This is a genomic window from Curtobacterium sp. MCBA15_016 (assembly GCF_001865105.1).
In the GTDB taxonomy this organism is placed as follows: Bacteria; Actinomycetota; Actinomycetes; order Actinomycetales; family Microbacteriaceae; genus Curtobacterium.
Genome location: NZ_MJGR01000024.1, coordinates 49951 through 71198, shown reverse-complemented (window position 1 = coordinate 71198; position 21248 = coordinate 49951). Strand labels below are relative to the sequence as shown.

Sequence of the window (21248 nt, the reverse complement as noted above, 5' to 3'; positions counted from 1 at the left end):
TCGTCACCGGCCGGTGAGCGGTCCGTAGAGGTCCGGCCGTCGGTCACCGAACAGGTCCGCGCGCGGTGTGAGGGTCTTGTCCCGGGTGGCGACGAGGTCGAGGTCGACAATCACCGTGCCGGGGCCCGGTCCCGTCGCGGCGCGCACCCATCCGTCGGCATCGACGATCGAGGTCCCCTCGTTCCAGTCGACCCCGCGCTCGGTGCCACACCGGTCGGCGCACACGATCGCCATCCGGTTCACCCGCGCGGCGGCCATGGCGATCTGCACCTCGGGGGCACGCTCCCCCGCGGGGCGCTCGACGTACGGCCAGTTCGTCGGCACCGCGAGCACGTCCGCACCGTCGAGCGCCGCGAGCCTGGTCCACTCCGGGAACTCCATGTCGAAGCAGATGGCCACGCCGATGCGCCCGTGCCGGGTGTCCACGACGAGCGGCGGCTGGGACCCCGGCGTGAAGCACTCCTTCTCGCCGTCCCACAGGTGGACCTTCCGGTAGACGCCGATCACCCCGGACGGGTCGACGACCGCGGCGGAGTTGTACACGACACCGTCGTCGCCGAGTTCGGCGAAGCCGCCCACGACGACGCCACCGGCGCCGCCGGAGAGCCGGGAGGCAGTGGTCGCCCAGTCCGTCACGGTCGCGTCCGACGCGGGGACGGCTGCAGAGCGGGCCTCCGCGGCATCGCGGAACACGTAGCCGCTCGTCGCGAGTTCCGGCAGGACCACGACGTCCACGTCGTCCGGGACGGCGGCGAGCGCCGCCCCGACCGTCGCGGCGTTCGCCGCGAGGTCACCGACGACGGGCGCGAGCTGCACCGCGGCGACGCGGGTCACGCGACCACGTCCTCGTCGTCACGGGACGCGGGTCGCTGCGGCGGTGCGGTTCCGTTGTCGACTGCGGGAGGTGCCTCCCGGCCGTCATCGGTCGACGCTGCCAGGGCGACCCGAACCCGTTCGACCAGCCCCGTCCGGAACGTGATCGCGAGCCCGACGAGGAGCCACGCCGCGACGATGTACGGGAACCAGCTGTACGGCGCCTCGAGCCCGACGGCGTTCTTGTAGATCGTGTAGAGCACCAGGGCGAGCGCCAGGACCGGCACGACGATCTGCCACCTCGGGGTGTCGGTCCGGCGCGAGAAGAAGAGGAACCGGACGGCCCCGACGGTGGCGAGGACGTAGGCGACGAGCAGTGCGATGGTCCCGACGGTGAGTGCCCAGTACGTCGCGTCGAGCACCGCTGCGCCGGAGAGCCGTTCCCCGACCACGACGAGCAGGACGACGACCGCGACGACGCTCAGGGCGTTGACCGGCGATCCCTGCGGCGACAGCTTCGCGACCGGCCGGGCGATGCCGGTGTCGCGGGACAGGGCGAAGAGGACGCGCGACGCTCCGGACAGGGTGCCGAGGAAGATGGCGAACAGGCTGACCACGGCGGCGAGGGTGAGCAGGTCCGCGAGCCAGCTGCCGACGTACGTGCGGGCCAGGTCGCCGTAGGGGGCCGCCGAGCCGGCGAACTGCTTCACCCCGGCTGCCGAGGTGCCGTAGCCGAGCGACTGCGCGACGATCGACAGCAGGTAGAACGCTCCGACGACGACGATCGCGATCTTCAGGGCCTTCGGGATGTCCCGCTTCGGGTTGCTCGTCTCCTCGCCCAGGGTCGCCGCGCCCTCGAAGCCGGCGAACGCGAGGAACCCGAACACCGCGGCGCCCGCGATCAGACCGACGTCGGTGCCGCTCGGCAGGGCGAGGAAGTCCCAGCTGAGGTGCCGACCGGCGGGCGCCGCACCGACCCCGAGCCGGACGAGCACGACGACGTTGAGGACGGTGACGAGCACGGCACCGATCAGCTCGGCGTAGAGCAACGACCGCGTGATGACGTGGACCGGGCGGCGTCCGAGCAGCACGACGACGGCGAGCGCCACGATCGTCACCCAGATCCAGTCCGGCGCGACGTCCAGCCCGACGTCGTTCAGCAGCTGCGTGACGAACAGGCTGATCTCGATGCCGGACCCGGCGCCGATCGTCACGTAGCCGAAGAACAGCGCCCAGCCGGCGACGAACCCTGCTCGCGCGCCGAGTGTGAGGCCCACCGTGGCGTAGACGGAGCCCGTGTGCGCGATGTGCCGCGACAGCTTCACGAACCCGTACGCGACGAGGGACACCGCGACGAGCGCGAACACGAAGGCCCAGGTGGCGCCGCGGCCGAGGATGCCCGCGGCACCCGCCCCGAGGAGCGCCATGACCCCGACGGGTCCGATGAGACCGACGGAGAACGCCGCGGCGTCGGCGACCTTGAGCTCCCGTTTCAGGCCGGGGCCGGCGGCGCCGGGGCTCGAGGGGACTGGGCTGGAGTGGTGCTCGGTGGTCATCGCTGGCTCCGATGCGGTCGGTGTTCGGGTCGGGTGGGGTGGGAGGTACGGGGGTGGTGCAGGGGTCAGTCGTTGCTCGCTGCGACGGGTGCGTACGTGCCGAGACGCATGGTGGCGGTGGCGCGGTGCGCGCTCATGCCCTCGCTCGCCGAGATGACGTCGACGGCGTGCGCGACCGACGGGGTGGCCTCGCGGGCGATGCGCTGGTAGGTGAGCGGCTTGAGGTAGCGCGACACCGAGAGTCCCGCGCTGTGCTTCGCTCCCCCGGCGGTCGGCAGGGTGTGGTTCGTGCCGGCCATGCCCTTGTCCGAGTAGGCGACGGTGCTCCAGTGCCCGAGGAACAGCGAGCCGTAGTTGGTGAGGTGGTCGTGGTACCACTCGTCGTCGGTGGTCTGGACCTCGAGGTGTTCCGGAGCCAGCTCGTCCATCACGAGCACGGCGTCCTCGCGCGTCGGGACGAGCACGACCGAACCGTGGTCGCGCCAGGCGGGCCCGCAGATCGCGTTCGTGGACAGCGTGGGGAGCTGCCGCTCGACGGCGGCCACGACCTCGTGCGCGAGCCGCTCGGACGTCGTGACGAGGGTCGCCGGGGAGTTCGGCCCGTGTTCGGCCTGCCCGAGCAGGTCCGCGGCGACGATCTCCGCGTCCGCCGAGTCGTCCGCGATGACCGCCACCTCGCTGGGACCGGCGAGCAGGTCGATCGCGACCGTCCCGAAGAGCTGGCGCTTCGCCTCGGCCACGTACGCGTTGCCTGCGCCGACGAGCATGTCGACCGGGTCGAGGTCCGTGTCGAGCAGACCGAACGCCATCGCCGCGAGCGCCTGCACCCCACCGAGGACGAACAGCCGGTCGACTCCGGACAGGTGCGCCGCGTACGTGACCGCGTCGTTCGCGCCACCGTCCGGCTGCGGAGGCGTGCACGCGACGACCGACGGGACACCAGCGACCTTGGCCACCCCGACCGTCATGAACGCGCTCGCGGTCAGCGGGAAGCGCCCGGCGGGCAGGTACGCGCCGACGCTGCCGACCGGGACGTAGCGCTGGCCGACGACGAGGCCGTCGGCGAGCTCCGCCTCGAAGTCCGTGAGGTGCTCCCGCTGCATCGCCGCGAACTGCTTGGTCCGCGCCGAGCCGAGCTCGATCGCCTCACGCAGGTCCGGCGCGAGGCGATCACCGCTCGCCGCGATCTCGGCAGCGGACAGCTCGAGGGGTGCGTCCTGCCGGTCGAGTTCCCGGGCGTACCGGGCGATCGCGTCCATGCCACCGCGTTCGATCTCCGAGAGCATGCGGCTCACCGTCTCGATGACCGCGGGGTCGCGCTGCGCGGGCGGGGTGTCGAGGCCGGGTGCCTTGACGAAGCGGAAGCGGTCGGCGTTGCGGGTGGTGAAGCGGGAGGAGAGCTGCATGGGTCCACCCTGGCCACGGGTGGGGCGGGGAGGTAGCCCGAATGGCAGCCGAGGTCCATCGGGAAACACGATGGGGCACGCGACGCGGTCGCGCCTCGTGCTGTCGGTCCCTGCTGATCCGCGTCCGACGGTCACGAGACCGACCTCTTCCCCTTCGCGGACCGGCTGGCACCCGACGACGCGAAGATCGCGCTCCACGTCACCCTCCCGGTGCACCACGGGATCACCGCCCTCGACGAGGACGCCATCCGGCGCTGGTCGGGCGGCCCGGCACCAGGCCCGGTCCCCCGCGATCTGGGGTAAGCACCCCGACCCTCTCGGCGTGACCCGATTCCGAATCCCCGGGACGCATCCACCCGAGGATCGGAGCCCACCGTGCTCATGCGCGCCCCCACCGCAGCACCACCGCACCCCGCGGACTTCGCATCGATCGTGCGACGGCACACGCCGCTCGTGCACGCCACCGCCATGCGCGTCCTGCACTCCCACGCGGACGCCGACGACGTCGTGCAGGAGACGTTCCTCGCGGCGTGGACGCACCTGGGGGCGATCGTCGACGCAGCGGCGATCGGCGGCTGGCTCGTGACCACCGCTCGGCGCCGGAGCTACGACCGGTTCAGCGGGGCCGCGGCGCGGGTCACCGGACGGCTCGACGAGTCGACGCCCGCAGCGGACGACCACGCCCCGACCGGTGTCACCGAGCGTGCGTCCCTCGCGCAGGCTGCGACGGCGGTGCTCACGACCATGCCCGCGACGCAGCGCCGGTGCTGGGAGCTGCGCCACGTCGAGCAGCTGTCCTACCGGGAGGTCGCCGCTGCGCTCGGCCTGCCGGTCTCGACGGTGCGCGGGATGCTGGTCCGGGCGCGGGCGACGCTCTCGCGTGAGCTGGCGGCGTGGCGGTGACCTGACGGCGGACGGGAGGCGCGGTGCCAGCTGGCACCGCGCCTCCCGTCCCGCAGTGGTCGCCTACCGGACGGCCAGCACCCGCACGTCCCACGCCCCGAGCGACAGCTCGGACCCGGCGGCGAGCGCCGTGCCGTCGACGACGTCCTCCGCCGCGACCGGCACCTGGAAGGTGCTCGGCGTCCACGACCAGTTGTGGACCACGTGCACGGTCTCCCCGCGTCCGTTGACCGAACTCTGCACCGACTGCGTGTCGGCCTGGGGACGCCAGCCGGGTGCTCCGTCCGCCCGCGGAGCCGCCCAGTCGACGAGCGCCGCGGCGAGCGCCGGGTCCGGGACGGTCCCGACGTAGGTCACCCGTCCGGCACCGTGCGCACGGGTGGTGACCGCGGCGAACCGGCCGTGGTGCGGGTGGTCGTACCCGACGAGCACGTCGGCGTCGTCGACGAGCAGGCCGTCCGCCCACCGGGTCGCCGTGGCCCCGACCGGCACGGAGAACCCGTGGTCCGTCGCGGCGGCCCCGGCGGACACCGGGATGCGGCGACCGAGGTTGCTGAACTCGTCGTAGTGGACGCCCGCCGCGACGTCGAGGAAGGCAGGCTTGCGCTCGAGCCGGGCACGCGCCTCCTCGTCCTCGTAGCCGGTGCGGATGCCGACCACGAGGTGGCCGCCGGCCTCGGCGTAGGCGGCGAGCCACTGCAGCTGCGCGTCGGTGGCGATGGTGAACGCCGCGGCGACGAGGACCGGGCGCTCGGCGGCGAAGGACCCCGGGTCGCGGTCGAACACCTGCGACGGGTGCACCGTGTTCGCCTGGAGCCCGGCGTCGAACACGCCGCGGGCGAAGGCGTCGTAGACCGTCTGCCACGATCGGCGGTCGGGCTCCATGCCGTCGCCGAGCGCCGGGTGTTCGTTCAACGCCCACTTCGACTCGTTCGAGAAGAGCAGCGCGACGTCGGCGTGCGGCCGGAGTCCGGCGACCCGGTCCCCGGCGCGCGCGAACTCGGCACCGATCCGGGCGATCTCCTCGTACGTCCGCCCAGGCTGCTGGGAGTGCGGGAGCACCCCGCCCCAGTACGTCTCCACCCCGTAGTGCAGCGTGTGCCAGTGCCAGTACTCGATCATCGAGGCGCCACGGGACACGAGCGCCCACGCGGCCTGGCGCCACTGCCCCTCGTACGCCGGCTCGTTCATCCACGAGAAGCCGATGGCCTGCGCGTTCGTCTCGGTGACGAGGAACGGCGCCTGCTTCGACCCGTACATCCGGTCGCCCGACGCGACGATCGACCAGGCGCCGGACGACGTCCAGAACTGGGCCGGCTCGTCGGTGCTCGGGAGCTCGAGCGCGTCCTGCATCCGGTAGTAGGGGTTGCCGGCCGTGACGTCGAGGGAACGGGTGAGCACCTCGTCCTCGACGGTGGGCCGCTCGTAGGCGATGCACGTCGTGACGAACTGGTCCGCACGGGAGTACTCCCGCACGACCGATGCCTGCCAGGCGATGAAGTCCGTCGTGATCGAGGCCTGGAACCGACGCCACGCGAGGTCGTACTGCGGCTGCGCGTTGCCGTCCGGGGTCCACAGGTCCGCCCAGGTCGAGAGCCGGTGCGACCAGTAGGTCAGCCCCCACTCCTCGTTGAGCCGCTCGACGCTCCCGTAGGTGTGCCGCAGGTGGTCGACGAACCGCTGGAACACCTCGGGGTTCGCGATGAGCTCGTTGCCCGGCTCGTTGTCGACCTGGTAGCCGATCACGGCCGGATGGTCGGCGTACCGGGCGACGATCTTCCGGATGACCCGCTCGGCGTGGAACAAGAACGCCGGGTGGGCGTAGTCGATCTCCTGGCGAGCCCCCCAGCCCATCGCCTCGCCGCCGGTCCGTCGCCGGACGTTGATCTCCGGCACGATGCGGGCGAGCCACATCGGCACCGCGTAGGTCGGCGTGCCGAGGACCACCCGGATGCCGTGCTCGTGCGCGGCATCCAGCACCGGGGCGAGCCACTCGAGGTCGAACCGGCCGTTCTCCGGCTCCCAGGTGCTCCAGACGGACTCGCCGACGCGGATGACCGAGAACCCGGCCTCCTGCATGAGGCGCATGTCCTCGTCGAGCCGCGGTGTGGGCTGGTACTCGTGGTAGTAAGCGGCGCCGAAGAGGACGCGGTCGTGCTGCATGGTGCGGGGTACTCCGTTCGAGGGTGCTTGGTCGCGAGTCATGTCTCAGCCCTTCACGGCGCCGGCCGTCAGGCCGTCGAGCAGCTGCTTGCGGAGGAGCAGGAACACGAGGATGGTCGGCACGCTCGCGAGCACGGCGCCGGCGAGCACGAGGTCGTACGAGCGGTTCTCCGAGGCGAAGATCGCGTTGAGGCCGAGCGGCAGGGTGTACTGGTTCGAGTCGGACAACAGGACCAGCGGCCACTGGAACGAGTTGTAGCTCTGCAGGAAGCTCCACACGGCGAGTGCGCCGAGGGACGGCCGGAGCAACGGGAGCACGACACGACGGAACGTGCCGAACTCCGAGTTGCCGTCGATGCGGGCGGCCTCGATGATCTCGTCCGGGATCGCCTGGACGATGAACTGCTGCATCATGAAGATGCCGAACGCCGGGGCCACCCACGGCACGACGAGCGAGAACCACGGGTTCGTGAGCCCCGACTTCACCACCAGGATGAAGAGCGGCACGAGGATCACCGCGAACGGCACGGACAGCGACGAGAACATCACCGCGAACAGCACCCGCTTGCCCCGGAACCGGAACTTCGCGAACCCGTAGCCCGCCATCGCGCAGACGAAGACGGACACGACGGTGGCGATGAGCGCGGTCCCGACACTGATGCCGAACCACGCCCAGAACGGCTGGGTCGACAGCAGGTTGGAGTAGTTCTCGCCGGTCGCCGGGTTCGGGATCAGCGACGGCGGTGTCGCGAAGATGTCGCCGCGTCGCTTGAACGAGCCGGACAGGGCCCAGAGCAGCGGGAAGACGAACACGAGCAGCAGGGCGATGAGGGTCGCGTAGAGCAGCCCACGGCGGGCGACCCACCCGCGCGTGCGGGGCGGGCCGGAGCGGGGAGCCCGACCTCCGGCGGTGGTGACGGCCCGGGTGGTCGGGCGGTCGGTGGTGGCGGTCATGCGTCCCTCCCGATGGCGAGTGCGCGGTTGAGGATCTGGCTGACGCCGAAGACGATGACGAACAGCACGACCCCGGCCGCGGCCGCGTACCCGAACTGCTGTCGCTCGAACGCGGCGCGGTAGATGAACATGGCGACGGACAGGGTCGCTTCGCCCGGGCCGCCCTTCGTCAGCAGGTACGGCTCGTCGAAGAGCTGCGCGGCGCTGATGAACGACGTGACGACGACGAAGCTCGTGACCGGTCGGATCTCCGGCAGGGTCACGTTCGTGAACTTCCGGAACGTGCCGGCACCGTCGAGCGACGCGGCCTCGTACTGCTCCGGCGACACGTTCTGGAGCGCCGCGAGGAAGAAGATCGTCAGGTACCCGACCGTGCGCCAGAGGAGCACGAACCCGATCGCGACCTTCGCGAGCGTCGGGTCCCCGAGCCAGTCGGTGTTCGGCAGCCCGAACAGCGCCTTGAGCGAGGCGTTGAGCAGCCCGTAGTTCGTGTCGAACACCAGGCTGTAGATGAGCGCGATGACGATCGGCGACAGCACCATCGGGATGAAGAACGTTACGCGGAACAGGTCACGGGCGCGCAGCCCCTTGGCGTTCAGCGCCTGCGCGACGAGCAGGGAGACCGGCACGATGACGAACACGGCGATGAGCGTGTAGATCAGCGAGTTCACCAGGGCGGTGCCGAAGCTGGTGTCGCGGAACAGGTTCGCGTAGTTCGACAGCCCGATCCAGTTCGGGGTGCCGAGACCGACCCACTCCGTGAGCGACAGGTACACGGCGGCGAGCACCGGCACGATCATGAACAGGCCGTACAGCACGTAGAACGGCGCGATGAACAGGTACGGCGCGCTGCCGCCGTTCGTGTTGAGCCGTCGTCGTCGGGCCGGCGGATCGGCCGTGGTGGCGGACACCGGGATGCCGGTGGCGGTGGATGTGGACAACGTCGTCCTCCTCAGGCGCGGGTCTGGCCGCGGAAGTCGGCCGCAGCGGCGTCGAGCGCCTGCTTCGGGGAGATCTGGCCCTTGTAGGCCTTGATGATGTAGCCGCTCAGGACGGTCTGCAGGATCGCTGCGTCGGCGCTCTGGTGCTGCGACGGGACGTCGTCGACGACGGACTTGTAGACGCCGAACAGCTGCTGCCCGCCGAAGTACGGGTCGCTCATCGCGGCGAGGCGCGGGTCGTCGTAGACCGAGCGCAGGGTCGGCAGGTACCCGAGGTCCTGGTACCGCTTCACCTGCTGGTCCGGGTCGAGGTACGCCGCGAGCACGAGGTCGATCCCCGCCTTCGTGAGGGGCTTGTCGCGGAGCACCGCGAACCCGGTCCCGCCGCCGACGCTCGTCGTGCTGCCGCCACCGGCGAACCGGGGCAGGTTCCGGACGCGCCACTTCCCCTTCTGCTCGGGGACGTTCGGTTTGATGCCGTAGCTGGCGTACCAGGAGGGCATGTCGACCGCCAGGATCGTGCCGCCCTTCAGCCCGGACTGCAGGCTCGGCCCGTACATGTCCGCGACCGTGGCGATCGCTCCGGACTGCACGCCGTCGACGAGGAACTGCAGGGTGCGCTCGGCCTCCGGGGTCTGGATGGCGATGCCGCCGTCCTCGTCGTACAGGTCGCCGCCGCGCTGGAGCAGCAGGATCTGGTAGCTCTGCAGCGTGCCGCCCGGGTCGGTGACCGCGACCGCGTGCAGCGAGACGCCCTTGCTCTTGTTGAGCTTCGCCCCGAGGTCCATGTACTCCTCCCACGTCGTCAGGTCGTCGGGGATGCCGAGGGCCTCGAACCGGTCGGCACGGTGGTAGTACACGCAGAGCGGGGTGTCCGAGTCGAGCGCGTAGAGGTGTCCGTCCTTCGAGAACGGCGTCAGTCGTGCGGCGATCAGGTCGTCCTGCTGCGCGGCCACCGACGGCGACAGGTCGCTCAGCAGCTCCTTCGCGATGTCGCCGCGGAGCATCCGGCAGAACGCTCCGATCTCGAGTCCCGCGACGTCCGGTGTGCCCGTGCCCGCGACCGCCTGGGCGATGAGCTTCGTCGGGATGTCGGCCGCCGCGATCGTGGTGATGTCGAGCGCGAACCGGAAGTCGGACTTCCGGTCGGCGACCGGCAGCGCCTGGGTGAAGAACTTCTCGTAGCCGGGGTCGTGCGTCCAGAACGCCAGGTCGGCGCGTCCGGAGCGGACGGCTGCGGTCGACTGCGGTGAGCAAGCGGCCAGCAGGCCGCTGAGCGCGAAGGCTCCGCCAGCAGCGGCGCCCCATCGGAGCAGGTCGCGTCGGCTGGGTCCCGGGCTCGCGTTCCGGTCGGGAGGCGCGGCTGCGGCGGTCGTGCCGGGTCGCGGTGGTACTGGGGTCACGTGTCGTCTCCTGACGTCGTCGTCGAGGTGGGTGCGGGTGTGGAGGCGAGCGCGCGTGAGCGCTCACTCACGGGACGGCGGCAAGCCGCGCCTCCCGTCCGGTGTTCAGTCGGCGGGGCGGAGGTGACGCCGCTCCGGTGACGGCGGCGCGCTGGTGGCGCGCGTGATGAGCTGGCCGGGGAGCATCCGGTGCCGCTCGGCCGGCGGGTGGCCGTCGAGCGTCCGGAACAGGCGGTGCATCGCGAGACGGGTGGCCTCGTCGAAGTCCTGGCGGATGGTGGTGAGGGGCACCGGCAGGAACGCCGCGATCGGCATGTCGTCGAAGCCGACGATGCTGATGTCGCGCGGGACGGACAGACCCGCCTGCTGGATCGCGGACATCGCGCCGATCGCCATCTGGTCGTTCGCCACGAACACCGCGGTCACGTCGGGTCGGGTGAGGAGCGCGCGCATCGCGTCGTGGCCGCTCTGCGGCGACCAGTCCCCCTCGACCGGTTCGTGCTCGGCGACGCCCGCATCCTGCAGGGCCGCGCGCCAACCGGTCTCCCGGCGCTGGCTCGAGGTCCAGTTCCCGGGGCCGGCGATGTGCCACACGGTCTCGTGACCGAGGGCCAGCAGGTGGTCGGTCGCAGCGAAGGCGGCACCGGTCTCGTCGAGGCCGACCGCGAGGGTGTTCTCACGGTCGGCGACGTCGGGCGGCCCGAGCGTCAGGACGGTCACGCCCGAGGGCATGCGGAGCTGGTCCATCTGGTTGTCGACCGGCTCGGAGAAGACGATCGCCTCGACGTCCTGGCCGATGAGGGAGTCCACCGCGGGTTGGAGCTCCTCGGCGGTCGCGGTCACCGTTCGGACCACGGCGAGGCTGTAGCCGTTCGTGCGGCAGGCCTGCTCGACGCCGGTGAGCATCGCCGTCGGGCCGTACAGGTTCGTGCCGATGGTGATGAGGCCGACGCGGCGGGAGCGCTGGGACTTCAGGGAGCGGGCGGCGGCGTTCGGGCGGAAACCGAGCTCGGCGATCGCGGCCTCGACCTTGGCGCGCACGGCCTCGGTGACGTGGGGCTCGTCGTTCACCACGCGGGAGACGGTCTTCTGGGAGACACCGGCGAGGGCGGCGACGTCGGTCATCGAGGCGGGGCGCAGGCGGCGGACGGGGGCGGTGTCGCTCATGTGCCAGCTCCTTCGCTGCAGCCTCGGGCCCGAGGGGGATCGGGTGTGGGAGACAGGTAACCACGGGGTTGTCTACGTAGTCAAGGGTCATCTTCCTCGTACCGCTCGCACCCGTGAGGTTGTACCGTTCGCTGATGTGCAGCATTCTGGGCTTCGTCGCCGTGCCCGTGGCGATGATTCGGGGAGGATGAACATGAGCACTGACGAGCGGTGATCACTGACTGCGCACCGGGGAACCGGCGACTCTGCGCAACCGATCGACGGTAGCGAGCGATGAGCGGGTCGCGAACGAGACCATCCGTCGCCCTCGCCGTCGGCGCCTGCTGCGCGGCGTTGCTCGCGATCGACAACCTGCTGGGCTTCACCGGGCACCACGTCCTCGGTGCGATCGCCGTGCCCGTCCTGGCCGCGACGTCGGTGGCAGCAGGGTCGATGGCTGCCGCTGGTGGAGCGTTCACCCGCGATGCCGTGCGCATCTTCGTCGCCGCTGGCGTCGTCGGCTTCGTGGCGACGCTGTCCCCGGCGACCAGCAGTCAGCTGTGGTTCCCCATCGCGCTCGTCCTGCAGGCACTCGTCCCGCTCGCCTTCGTCGCAGCTGGGGCCCTCTCCGCGCGGCGGCCCGTGGAACCCCGTGCCGTCCGCGTGCTCGGGATGCTGCTCCTGGTGCCGGCCACCGCGTGGATCGTCACCGCGTTCGCGTCGGTTGCGCTCGTGGTGTTCCTGATCGCGCAGACCTGCACGCTGCTCGTCGCGGCAGCCACGGAACTGCGTCCGGTCCTCCGCCGGGCGTGGGGACTCGCGCGCGGGCTCTGGTCGAGCGCTGATGTCCGTTGAGGCGTTCGTGCATCAGACGCTTCGACCGCGGATCGCGTGGTCGGGGAACTCACGCGCTCCGCGGAGTGGCGCGGGGCATCACTGCTGAGTCTCATGGGTGACAGCCGTCGCCGCTGACGCCCGCTCCCCCGACTCGCTCGCTGACGACGGGTGCGTCAGCGCATCACGGATGATCCGGCGCGGGTCGTACCGACGCGGGTCGAGCTCGGACCAGTCGATCTCGACGCCGATCTCCTCCTCGACCTGGGCCTTCGTGGATTCCGCCCAGTGACGGAGCTGTCGGACGAACCCGGCCAGCTGCTGCGCGAGACCGACGAGGCGGTGCGGTCCGACGAAGACCGCGGCGACGATCCCGATGACGATCAGCTTATCGGCGTCCACGGTGCGCTCCGCTCAGCCCGAGGCGGTGTCGTCACTCGGCGGGCGTCGTCGGGGTCGACGTCGCGGCGGGAGCAGAGTCGCCGGTCGGGGTGCCGTGCGGCTCAGTGTCGCGGACCTCGCGGCGGAAGATCGTGAGCGACTGCCCGAGACCCTTCGCCAGGGCGGGGAGCTTGGTGGCGCCGAAGAGCAGGATGACGATGCCGAGGATGACGAGCAGGTGGATGCCGGTGAGGTTGCCGAGCACGGTGTTCTCCTTCGAGGGTTCGGGTCGTGGACGAGGGTCGGTGGGTCCGCACGGTCGACGCGGTCACCGGACGGCCTTCGGGCCGGAGGCCAGACGGACGTCGTCGATGGTCGGCAGGTCGGCCCCGCGCCGTCCGACCGTGATCGCCGCGGCGATGGAGCACGTCCGACCCAGCTCCTCCAGCGCGGTGCCGTCGAGGTGCCCCAGCGACGAGCCACTGCCCGTCGACGACGAGTCCGCCGGCCACGGCCGCGAGCAGGTCAACTGCCAGAGGAGCGCCGCGGTGTAGGTGTCCCCCGCGCCCACCGTGTCGATGACGGCCGCGCGCTCCCCCGGCACCGTCACCCGCTCCGAGGCCGTGGACAGGATGGATCCCGACGCCCCGGCGGTGACGACGGCGAGCTCCGCCCCGAGCGCGATGATCGCGTCGAGCACCGCGTCGGTGTCACGCCCGGGCCAGAGCCATGCCGCGTCCTCGTCGGAGAGCTTCACCACGGTCGCCAGGGCCGCCAGCTCCTCGAACCGGGCGCGTGCTGCGGACCGGGTGCCGAGCAGGGCGGGGCGGACGTTCGGGTCGAACGAGACGATCCCACCGGCGGCCGTGGTCCGTTCGGCCGCAGCGAGCACCTTCTCTGCCCCCGGCTGGAGGAACGCGGCGATCGATCCGACGTGCAACCACGCCGGTGTCCGCTGGAGGCGCGGGAGGTCCCACTCGATGTCGAACGCGTAGCTGGGCTGCCCGTCCGCACCGAGCAGCACCGTCGCGGATGACGTCCGGGCAGCGCCGAAGCCCCCGGCGACGAGCTGGACGCCCGAGGCCTCGAGGTGCTGCGCGATGCGCCGTCCTCGCTCGTCCGCACCGAGCCAGGTCGCGAACTCGACCTCGGCGCCGAGCCGCCCCAGGCCGAGCGCAACGTTCGCGGGCCCGCCGCCGGGGACCTCGCGGCCCTGACCGACGACGTCGACCAGCGCTTCGCCGGCGACGGTGATCATCGACACGTCCGTGTCCTTCCCGGACCGGCGACGGGGCCGTACCGCAGCGACATCAGGCAGTCCCGGCCCCGGCGACGACCGCTCGCGGAGCGGACGCCACCGAGGTGACCGCGCACTCGAGCGGCCACCACGACGCGCCCTCCGGGGCCTCGACTGTCCACGGCGGTGCCTGCACCGGGTAGACCCGCGTCGTGACGGAGCGTCCGGCGCTGGTGAAGACCTCGACCACGGAGCCGTCGAGCAGCACGCGCACCGCGGGCCGGTCCGCCGCGGCGTCGAACGGACGACGGATCTCGGCGGGGCGCCGGTCCGCGCGCTGGTCAGTGCTGGCGCAGGACCGGTCGACGGTGAGCGTGTCCGCCTCGGTGTCGACGACGATGTCGAGGAACTCGGCGTCGGAGAACCGGACCCGGATGCGGCCGGTGACCGGGTCCTGGAGCACGATCTCGGCCTGGGCGCCGATCGTCTCCGCGCGGCCGTCCGTCGCCGAACCGACGCGCAGCGCATCGAGGGCCGGGTGGGGCTCGGTCAGGAGCCGTCCGTCCGCGACCCAGGCGCGGCGCGGCAGGGAGATCGCACCCGACCAGCCGGCCTGCTCGGTCCACTCCTGGGTCCGGCCCTCGGTGATCCACCCGAACAGCACCGGGCCCCACGACCCCGTCCGCATCACCGAGGCCGCGTAGAAGTGCTGCCCGTCGTCGATCCGGGAGGGCCTCGGGGCACCGGTCAGGGGCACCGCGAGCACGTCGCCGGGCCCCTCCGCGTGGGACCAGGACGCGACGATCGCCACGTCGGCGCCGTCGATCGTGATGATCTGCGGGCACTCCCAGCCCTCGCCGGTGTCGATGCCGTGCACCGTCGCGCGCGGCATGGCGACGAGGTCGCCGACGAACGCCCAGGCGACACCGTCGGTCGAGCGGTAGTGCCGGACGGACGCCACCTGGTCGGCGTCCGCGGCGCCGACGGCCATCGACCACCCGTCTCCGTCGGACCACACGAACGGGTCGCGGAACATCGTGATCGATTCCTCGGCTCCGGGGTCCGCGACGACCTGCACGGGGGCTCCGAAGGTGGCTCCGCCGTCGGTGGACTCGGCGAGCAGCACCGACTGGAAGGGGCTGTGGTCGACCTTGCCGGAGTAGTAGGCGCGGACGACCCCGTCGTGCAGGACGGTGTTGCCCGACCAGGCACCACCGGAGTCGGCACCGCCCGGGACCGGCACGATCGCCGGACGGTGGAGCGTCCAGTGCACGAGGTCGTGGCTCGTCACGTGTCCCCACTCCACCGGGACGTCGAGGTCGACGCGCGGCCGGGACTGGAAGTACAGGTGGGCCTGCCCGCCGATGTCGATCGGGCCGTTCGGGTCGTTGACGTACCCGCGGGGCAGGCGGACGTGGAACTGCGGGAGGTGGTGGTCGGCTGGTGCGATCACGGTCGGTGCTGCTTCCTGGGACGGGGTGGGGACGGCGCGGGCGTCGGCCGGCGGGGCCACTGCCGAAGGCGCCTCGGTCACGGGGGTGTCGGTCATCGTGACGACCCCGCCGTGACGCCCTCGATGAAGTACCGCTGGGCGACGATGAACAGCAGCACGCTCGGGATCATCGTCAGGACCACGCCGGCGAGCACGACCGAGATCGAGCCGGTGCCGAGGTTGCCCTGCAGGCCGACGAGGCCGAGCGGGAGCGTGAACGTGTCCTGCTGGTTCAGGAAGATCAGCGGCCGGTAGTACTCGGCCCAGAACCCGGAGAAGTTCAGGATCGCGAGCGTCGCGATCGCCGGGCTGGCCATCCGCGAGTACACGTGCCAGAAGACGCCGAACTGCGTCGCTCCGTCGATGCGCGCCGCCTCACCGAGCTCCTTCGGCATCTGCATGAAGTACTGCCGCATCAGGAAGGTGCCGAACGCGCTGCCGAGGGCCGGGACGATGAGCGAGGCGATGGAGCCGGTCAGTCCCATGTCCTTCAGGATGACGAACACCGGGATGATGATCGTCTGGATCGGCACCATCATGGTGGCGAGGAAGATCCCGAAGATCGTGTTCTTCCCCGGGAAGCTGATCATCGCGAACGCGTAGCCCGAGAGCGTGCAGGTGATGGTCTGGCCGACCACGATGAGCAGTGTGACGAGCACGCTGTTCACGAAGAACTGGCCGATCGGGATCTGGTTGAACACGGCCGCGTAGTTGCTGAAGTCCCACGAGAGCGGGATCCACTGCGGCGGGTTGTCGAACGACTCGGCCGGGGTGCGGAGCGAGGTGGTCAGGGTCCAGAGCAGCGGCCCGAGCGCGAACACCGCGGCGATGATCAGGATGACCAGCCCGATGACGCTGCCGACCTTCGCCACCGGTCGGCGGCGACGGACGATGTGGGCGACGCTCGGCTGCGCGACGGTCTCCGGCGCGTGGAGCGGGTTGATGACGTCGGTGGTCGTCATTGGTAGAACACCAGCTTTCGTGCGGCGATGAACTGGATCCCGGTGATGATGCCGATGATGACGAGCAACAGGATCGCGATGGCGGAGGCGAACCCGAACTGCAGGTTCTGGAAGCCGGCCTGGTAGAGGGAGATGGTCGCGGTCGTCGTCGCGGTGCCCGGCCCGCCCTTCGTCATGATGAACGGCTGGTCGAACAGTTGCATCGCGTTGATCATCGCGATCACGGTGGCGAAGAGGATCGTCGGGCTGATCAACGGGATCTTGATCCGGAAGAGGGTGCGCCACGGCCCGGCTCCGTCGATCGCTGCGGCCTCCTGGACGTCGACCGGCACGGACATCAGGGCGGCCACGAACAGGACGAACGTGAACCCCACCTGCTGCCAGACCACCACGAGCACGACCGTGACCTTCGCCCAGAACGGGTCGTTGAGCCAGTGCGCGCCCGGGAGCCCGATCTCGTTCAGGTAGTAGTTGATGAGCCCGAACTTGGTGTCGAAGATGTAGCCCATGAAGATCGACACCGCCGCGGACGACGCGAGCAGCGGCAGGTAGAACGACGTCCGGAAGAACACGCGCGTGGCGTTGCGCTTCCGGTTGTTCGCCAGCACCGCCAACAGCATGCCGAGCGAGATCTGCAAGGCGACGATGCAGACCGCGAGCACGACGGTCACCCCGAACGAGGCCAGGACCGGACCGTCGGTGAACAGCCGCACGTAGTTGTCCAGGCCGACGAACTTCGGGCTGCTGATCACGTCCCACGACGTGAAGGAGAGCCCGAGCGACGCGAGGATCGGGATGAAGGTGAAGACGGCGACGAAGACCACCGCCAGTCCGATCATCGCGTAGCCGAACGAGGCTTCACGGCGCCGGACGCGCTTGGCCGCCGGGCGGCGGGCTGCGACCTCGGCAGCCCGCCGGGAGCGGAATCCTGTCGTCGCGGTCATCACGACGCCTGCGCGGCGGCCTTCTCGATGTCGGCCTGCAGACCGTCGAGCGCCTTCTTCGCGTTGCCGGACGAGATCGCCTGGGTGGTGCGCTGGTTGAGGGCCGTCGCGAGCGCGTTGTAGTAGGGCGGTGCGGAGATCGGCACCGAGTTGTCGAGCTGGTCGTAGAACACCGACCAGTGCTCCGGCCCCGTGGTCTCGTACCGATCGGCCGTCAGCAGCGACTTCTGCGCCGGTGTCGTGACGTTGCCGGGCCAGAGCGCGTCGAAGCTCTCCGGCTGCACCATGAGCTTGATGACCTCGAACGCCAGGTCCTTCTGCTTCGACGAGTCGAAGATGCCGTACCCGCCGGCACCGAAGAGCGACTTGTTGCTCTTCCACGTCGGGAACTCCACGACGTCGAAGCTGCCGTCCTTCATGCCCGCGTTGTGGAGACCACCCGCCCAGAACCCACCACCGATCGTCATGCCGATGCGCCCGGACGCGAAGAGGCCCTGCAGCGTGCCGCCACCACCGACGTCGGGCGACGGGGACGCCCCCGACTTCTGCAGGTCGATCACGTACTGCAGCGCCTCGACCGCGGCGTCGGAGTTCGCCGTGGGGTCGCCCCACTTCCAGCCACCCTTGCGGCCACTCACGCCCACGGCGTTGCCGTCGAACGCCTTGCTGCCCCAGAGCCAGTCGCCGCCGGAGTAGCGACCCTCCTCGAGGAGGTTGCCGTCGTTCGCGTAGAGGAACGAGGTCCAGCTGCCCCAGAGCCGCACGACCCAGTCGAACGCGTAGGTGCTGCCGCCGACCTTGGCCAGGCTCTCCGCCGACGAGTGGAAGTCGTCCATCGACCAGTTCGCGGCCGGACGCGAGAGCCCCGCCTTGTCGAACAGCGACGTCGAGTAGAACATGCTGCCGGCGTTGAAGCTGTCGGGCAGCGTGTAGAGGTGCCCCTGGTACATCGTCGACTCGACCAGCGAGGGGTGGATGCCCTTGAAGTACGTCGACAGCCCGGACAAGTTCTTGGTGACGAGGTCGTCGAGCGGCGTCAGCAGGTTCTTCGAGGCGAGCAGCTGCTGCCCCTCGGTCGCGACACTGACGATGTCGGGCACGTCCCCGGAAGCGATCTGCGTGAGCACCTTCGCCAGGAAGTCGTTCCAGTCGGTGCCGTTGATCGCCGTGACCTGCAGCTTCGCCGTCTTGTCGAGCTGCCGGATCTTCGGCTCGATGGCCTTCTGGAGTGCGGTCGCCGCGCTCTGCTCCCCGAAGTAGAGCATCTTGATCGTGCCCGTCGCGCCACCGCCACTGCCGGAGGTGGAGCACGCCGCGAGCGATCCGATGCCGGCCAGTGCGAGTCCGGCACCACCGAACTTGAACAGCGTGCGTCGGTCGATCGGAGTGCTGAATCCGTTCGCCATGGGTCGCTCCTCTCTGAGCGATCGTGGCCCCGTCGAGTCGGAGCCAATACGTATTTGCTCGCTGACTGTACACACGTCGTCCAGATGAGGCAATACGTATTTGCTTCTGCCATGATGAGCATGTCGAAGGAGGACAGATGGCGAGCCGAAAGCAGACGGAACCGTCGCACCGCGTCACGATGAAGGACGTCGCGCGGCATGCCGGCGTCTCGCAGCCGACGGTCTCGTTCGTGCTGAACGACCGGCGCGACGTCTCGATCGCCGCGGACACCCGGGCCCGCGTGCTCGAGTCGGCGAAGGCGCTCAACTTCCAGCCGAACCGTGCCGCGCAGTCCCTCCGGTCGAACCGGTCCTACACGGTCGGGGTCATCGCGGACCGGCTCGTCTCCCAGCCCTACGCCGGTCACATCGTGCTGGGTGTGCAGCAGGCCGTGCAGGAAGCCGGGTACGTCTGCTTCGTCGTCGAGACCGCGCAGACGTCCGACGGCGGCACGGCGGCCGTCGCGAACCTCGTGCAGCAGGGCGTCGCCGGCCTGATCTACGCCGCCCCCGGCCCCGAGGACGTCACGCCGGTGTCGGGCGTCGAGGGCGTGCCGACGGTCTTCGTGAACTGCTTCCCGCCGGACGGCGCCCCGGCCGTCACCGTGCTGGCCGACGAGTTCCAGGGTGGCCACGACGTCGCCGCTGCCGTGTTCGCCGCCGGGCACACCGACGTCGCGTTCCTCGGCGGTCCGGAGGACGACTACGCCTGCCGCGAGCGCAAGCGCGGGTTCGACGAGGCCGCGGCCGAAGCCGGTCTCCGAGCAGACGCCGTCCCCGTCCGGTACGGCACCTACCAGGTGGGCTCCGGCTACGACCTCGCGATGGAGTTCCTCGCCGACGACCCGCCGACCGCCCTCGTGTGCGGGAACGACCGCATGGCCGTCGGCGCACTGATGGCGGCGCAGTCCCTCGGGCTCCGCTGCCCGGAAGACGTCAGCATCGTCGGCTTCGACGACCAGCCCGACCTCGCCGACCAGATGCACCCGCCGCTGACCACGGTCGCGCTCCCCCACCAGCAGATGGGCTTCGACGCCGGCACGCTCCTGCTCGCCGAGACGCACGATCCCGGGCGCCACCTCGTCCCCTGCGAGTACGTCCCGCGAAGCTCCCTCGCAACGCCACGGGACGCCCCAGCCCCCGCACCCGATCCGCAGGAGTCCGAGTGACCGCCGAACCGAGCACCCACTTCCGCCCGCCGAACGGCTTCATGGGCGACGTCATCCCGTTCGCGGCCGACGACCGGGCGTGGCTGTACTACCTGCTCGACGAACGGCCGGACGCGGCACCCGTCGACCGTGCGACGGGCATGCCCTGGGGCGCGGTCTCGACGACGGACTTCGTGACCTTCGAGGACCACGGCGTCGTGCTCCCCTCGGGCGGACCCGACGCCAGCGACTTCGACTGCTACACGGGCAGCGTCGTCCGCGACGACTCCGGGCTCCTGCACCTGTTCTCCACCGGCCACAACCCGCGCATCACCACCGACACCGACCTCGGCCGGAAGGACGTCCAGGTCGTCTGCCACGCAACCTCCGACGGGGACCTCACGCGCTGGACGAAGCACCCCGAGTGGGACCTGCCAGCACTCTCCGGCTACGCGCCCGAGGACTGGCGCGACCCGTTCGTCTTCCGCCCGTCGCCCGAGCGCCCCTGGCAGATGCTCCTCGCGACCCGCCGCCCGGACGAGCCCTACCGCCGCTCCGGTCTCGTCGCCCGCCTCGAGTCGGACGACCTCGTCACCTGGCGCGACGCCGACCCGATCTGGGCGCCGCACCGGTTCATCGCCCACGAGTGCCCGGACGTCTTCCGGTGGGGCGACTGGTGGTACCTCGTGTACTCCGAGTTCTCCGACGCGTTCTGCACGCGCTACCGCGTCGCGACGTCGCCCGACGGACCGTGGCTCGCGCCCGCCGACGACACCGTCGACGGCCGCGCGTTCTACGCTGCGAAGACCGTCGCCCTCGGCGAGGACCGCTTCTTCGTCGGGTGGATCGCCACGAAGGAGGGTGAGCGCGACGCCGGGGCGTGGCAGTGGGCCGGCACCATGGCGACCCTCCAGGCGCACCAGCGACCGGACGGATCGTTGGGCTTCGACCTCCCCCGGACGCTCCGAGCGGCGTACGCGAACGAGGTCGACGTCACCGATGTCTTCACACCCGTGAACGGCGCAGCACCGGTCGTCGGAGACGGCGCATCGAGCCGCTTCGCATCCTGGACCGGGCCGGAACTCCCCGCCGAGGCGCTCGTCACGATCGAGCTCGACGTCGCCCCGGACACCCGGTCGTTCGGCGTGCTCCTGCGCACCAGCGACGACGCGGAAGCCGGCTACGCGCTCCGCCTCGAACCGGACCGCTCCCGACTCGTCCTCGATCGGTGGCCGCGCGGTACGACCGGCGGTGAGCAGTGGCAGATCCTCGGTGACGTCCCGCACGCGGTCGAGCTCGAGCGCCCGGTCCCCCTCGCTCCCGGCCCGCACCGCATCGACGTGCACCTCGACGGCGACCTCTGCGTCGCCGTCGTCGACGGTTCCGTCGCGTTGAGCACGCGCCTCTACGATCGCCCGTCCGGGCGTCTCGCGCTCTTCGCGCAGGACGGCGCGTTCGCGCTGACCCGGGTCACCGTCAGCACTCGCTGACGGGCTCCGCACTGACGGACGGGAGGCGCG

19 protein-coding genes are annotated in these 21248 nt (G+C 70.8%); 4 read left to right on the top strand and 15 right to left on the bottom strand.

Going from position 1 to position 21248, the window contains the following annotated elements; all coding sequences use genetic code 11:
- Window positions 1–3: 3 nt before the first annotated feature.
- The 3 genes from BIV03_RS19150 to hisD all read right to left on the bottom strand — a co-directional run bounded on the left by BIV03_RS19150 (window position 4) and on the right by hisD (window position 3775).
- On the bottom strand, window positions 4–834 hold the full coding sequence (locus tag BIV03_RS19150) for a nitrilase-related carbon-nitrogen hydrolase (protein WP_071295697.1): 831 nt from the start codon (window positions 832–834) through the stop codon (window positions 4–6).
- Window positions 831–2369 (bottom strand): APC family permease, encoded by a 1539-nt coding sequence (locus BIV03_RS10810; RefSeq protein ID WP_071295696.1) that lies wholly within the window; start codon window positions 2367–2369, stop codon window positions 831–833. The genes BIV03_RS19150 and BIV03_RS10810 overlap by 4 nt, the downstream gene beginning before the upstream one ends.
- Window positions 2370–2434: 65 nt before the next feature.
- Window positions 2435–3775 carry a histidinol dehydrogenase gene (gene hisD, locus BIV03_RS10805; protein WP_071295695.1) on the bottom strand — a complete coding sequence of 447 codons (1341 nt, stop codon included), beginning with the start codon at window positions 3773–3775 and terminating at the stop codon, window positions 2435–2437.
- A 381-nt stretch (window positions 3776–4156) separates the two neighbouring features.
- Here hisD and BIV03_RS10800 point away from each other — a divergent pair, with 381 nt between their 5' ends.
- Window positions 4157–4678 (top strand): RNA polymerase sigma factor, encoded by a 522-nt coding sequence (locus BIV03_RS10800; RefSeq protein WP_071295750.1) that lies wholly within the window; start codon window positions 4157–4159, stop codon window positions 4676–4678.
- A gap of 63 nt (window positions 4679–4741) precedes the next feature.
- Here the strand turns inward: BIV03_RS10800 and BIV03_RS10795 are convergent, their stop codons facing one another.
- The 5 genes from BIV03_RS10795 to BIV03_RS10775 form a co-directional block, all read right to left on the bottom strand.
- Window positions 4742–6841: a beta-galactosidase gene (locus BIV03_RS10795; RefSeq protein ID WP_071295694.1), complete on the bottom strand. Its 2100-nt coding sequence runs from the start codon at window positions 6839–6841 to the stop codon at window positions 4742–4744.
- A 45-nt stretch (window positions 6842–6886) separates the two neighbouring features.
- Entirely contained in the window at window positions 6887–7795 is a 909-nt protein-coding gene (locus BIV03_RS10790) for a carbohydrate ABC transporter permease (protein ID WP_070417984.1), read from the bottom strand.
- Complete coding sequence (locus BIV03_RS10785; RefSeq protein WP_254790855.1) at window positions 7792–8736, bottom strand: carbohydrate ABC transporter permease; 945 nt, start codon at window positions 8734–8736, stop codon at window positions 7792–7794. Before BIV03_RS10785 ends, BIV03_RS10790 begins: the two co-directional genes overlap by 4 nt.
- 11 nt (window positions 8737–8747) lie before the next feature.
- Window positions 8748–10139 carry an ABC transporter substrate-binding protein gene (locus BIV03_RS10780; protein WP_217637376.1) on the bottom strand — a complete coding sequence of 464 codons (1392 nt, stop codon included), beginning with the start codon at window positions 10137–10139 and terminating at the stop codon, window positions 8748–8750.
- A 105-nt stretch (window positions 10140–10244) separates the two neighbouring features.
- Entirely contained in the window at window positions 10245–11306 is a 1062-nt protein-coding gene (locus tag BIV03_RS10775; RefSeq protein WP_071295693.1) for a LacI family DNA-binding transcriptional regulator, read from the bottom strand.
- Window positions 11307–11579: 273 nt separating this feature from the next.
- On the opposite strand from BIV03_RS10775, the gene BIV03_RS10770 reads away from it, so the two are divergent.
- Complete coding sequence (locus tag BIV03_RS10770; protein WP_139201941.1) at window positions 11580–12140, top strand: hypothetical protein; 561 nt, start codon at window positions 11580–11582, stop codon at window positions 12138–12140.
- Window positions 12141–12218: 78 nt separating this feature from the next.
- Here the strand turns inward: BIV03_RS10770 and BIV03_RS10765 are convergent, their stop codons facing one another.
- The 7 genes from BIV03_RS10765 to BIV03_RS10735 all read right to left on the bottom strand — a co-directional run bounded on the left by BIV03_RS10765 (window position 12219) and on the right by BIV03_RS10735 (window position 18541).
- Window positions 12219–12521 (bottom strand): hypothetical protein, encoded by a 303-nt coding sequence (locus BIV03_RS10765; protein ID WP_071295691.1) that lies wholly within the window; start codon window positions 12519–12521, stop codon window positions 12219–12221.
- 31 nt (window positions 12522–12552) lie between these two features.
- Window positions 12553–12765: a twin-arginine translocase TatA/TatE family subunit gene (gene tatA / locus BIV03_RS10760; RefSeq protein ID WP_071295690.1), complete on the bottom strand. Its 213-nt coding sequence runs from the start codon at window positions 12763–12765 to the stop codon at window positions 12553–12555.
- 63 nt (window positions 12766–12828) lie between these two features.
- Window positions 12829–13758, bottom strand: a complete 930-nt coding sequence (locus BIV03_RS10755) for a carbohydrate kinase (protein WP_071295747.1) — start codon at window positions 13756–13758, stop codon at window positions 12829–12831.
- Between the two features lie 52 nt (window positions 13759–13810).
- On the bottom strand, window positions 13811–15286 hold the full coding sequence (locus BIV03_RS10750) for a glycoside hydrolase family 32 protein (RefSeq protein ID WP_083403361.1): 1476 nt from the start codon (window positions 15284–15286) through the stop codon (window positions 13811–13813).
- The gene (locus BIV03_RS10745; protein ID WP_083295207.1) at window positions 15283–16191 is read right to left on the bottom strand and encodes a carbohydrate ABC transporter permease; all 909 of its coding nucleotides are present in this window, start codon (window positions 16189–16191) and stop codon (window positions 15283–15285) included. Before BIV03_RS10745 ends, BIV03_RS10750 begins: the two co-directional genes overlap by 4 nt.
- Window positions 16188–17135 (bottom strand): carbohydrate ABC transporter permease, encoded by a 948-nt coding sequence (locus tag BIV03_RS10740; RefSeq protein WP_070417979.1) that lies wholly within the window; start codon window positions 17133–17135, stop codon window positions 16188–16190. The genes BIV03_RS10745 and BIV03_RS10740 overlap by 4 nt, the downstream gene beginning before the upstream one ends.
- On the bottom strand, window positions 17135–18541 hold the full coding sequence (locus BIV03_RS10735) for a sugar ABC transporter substrate-binding protein (protein WP_071295688.1): 1407 nt from the start codon (window positions 18539–18541) through the stop codon (window positions 17135–17137). The genes BIV03_RS10740 and BIV03_RS10735 overlap by 1 nt, the downstream gene beginning before the upstream one ends.
- A 137-nt stretch (window positions 18542–18678) precedes the next feature.
- On the opposite strand from BIV03_RS10735, the gene BIV03_RS10730 reads away from it, so the two are divergent.
- Together BIV03_RS10730 and BIV03_RS10725 are read left to right on the top strand one after the other, a co-directional pair.
- Window positions 18679–19749, top strand: coding sequence for a LacI family DNA-binding transcriptional regulator (locus tag BIV03_RS10730; RefSeq protein WP_071295687.1), 1071 nt, complete (start codon window positions 18679–18681; stop codon window positions 19747–19749).
- Window positions 19746–21218 (top strand): glycoside hydrolase family 32 protein, encoded by a 1473-nt coding sequence (locus BIV03_RS10725; RefSeq protein WP_083403360.1) that lies wholly within the window; start codon window positions 19746–19748, stop codon window positions 21216–21218. Before BIV03_RS10730 ends, BIV03_RS10725 begins: the two co-directional genes overlap by 4 nt.
- The last annotated feature ends 30 nt before the right edge of the window (window positions 21219–21248 follow it).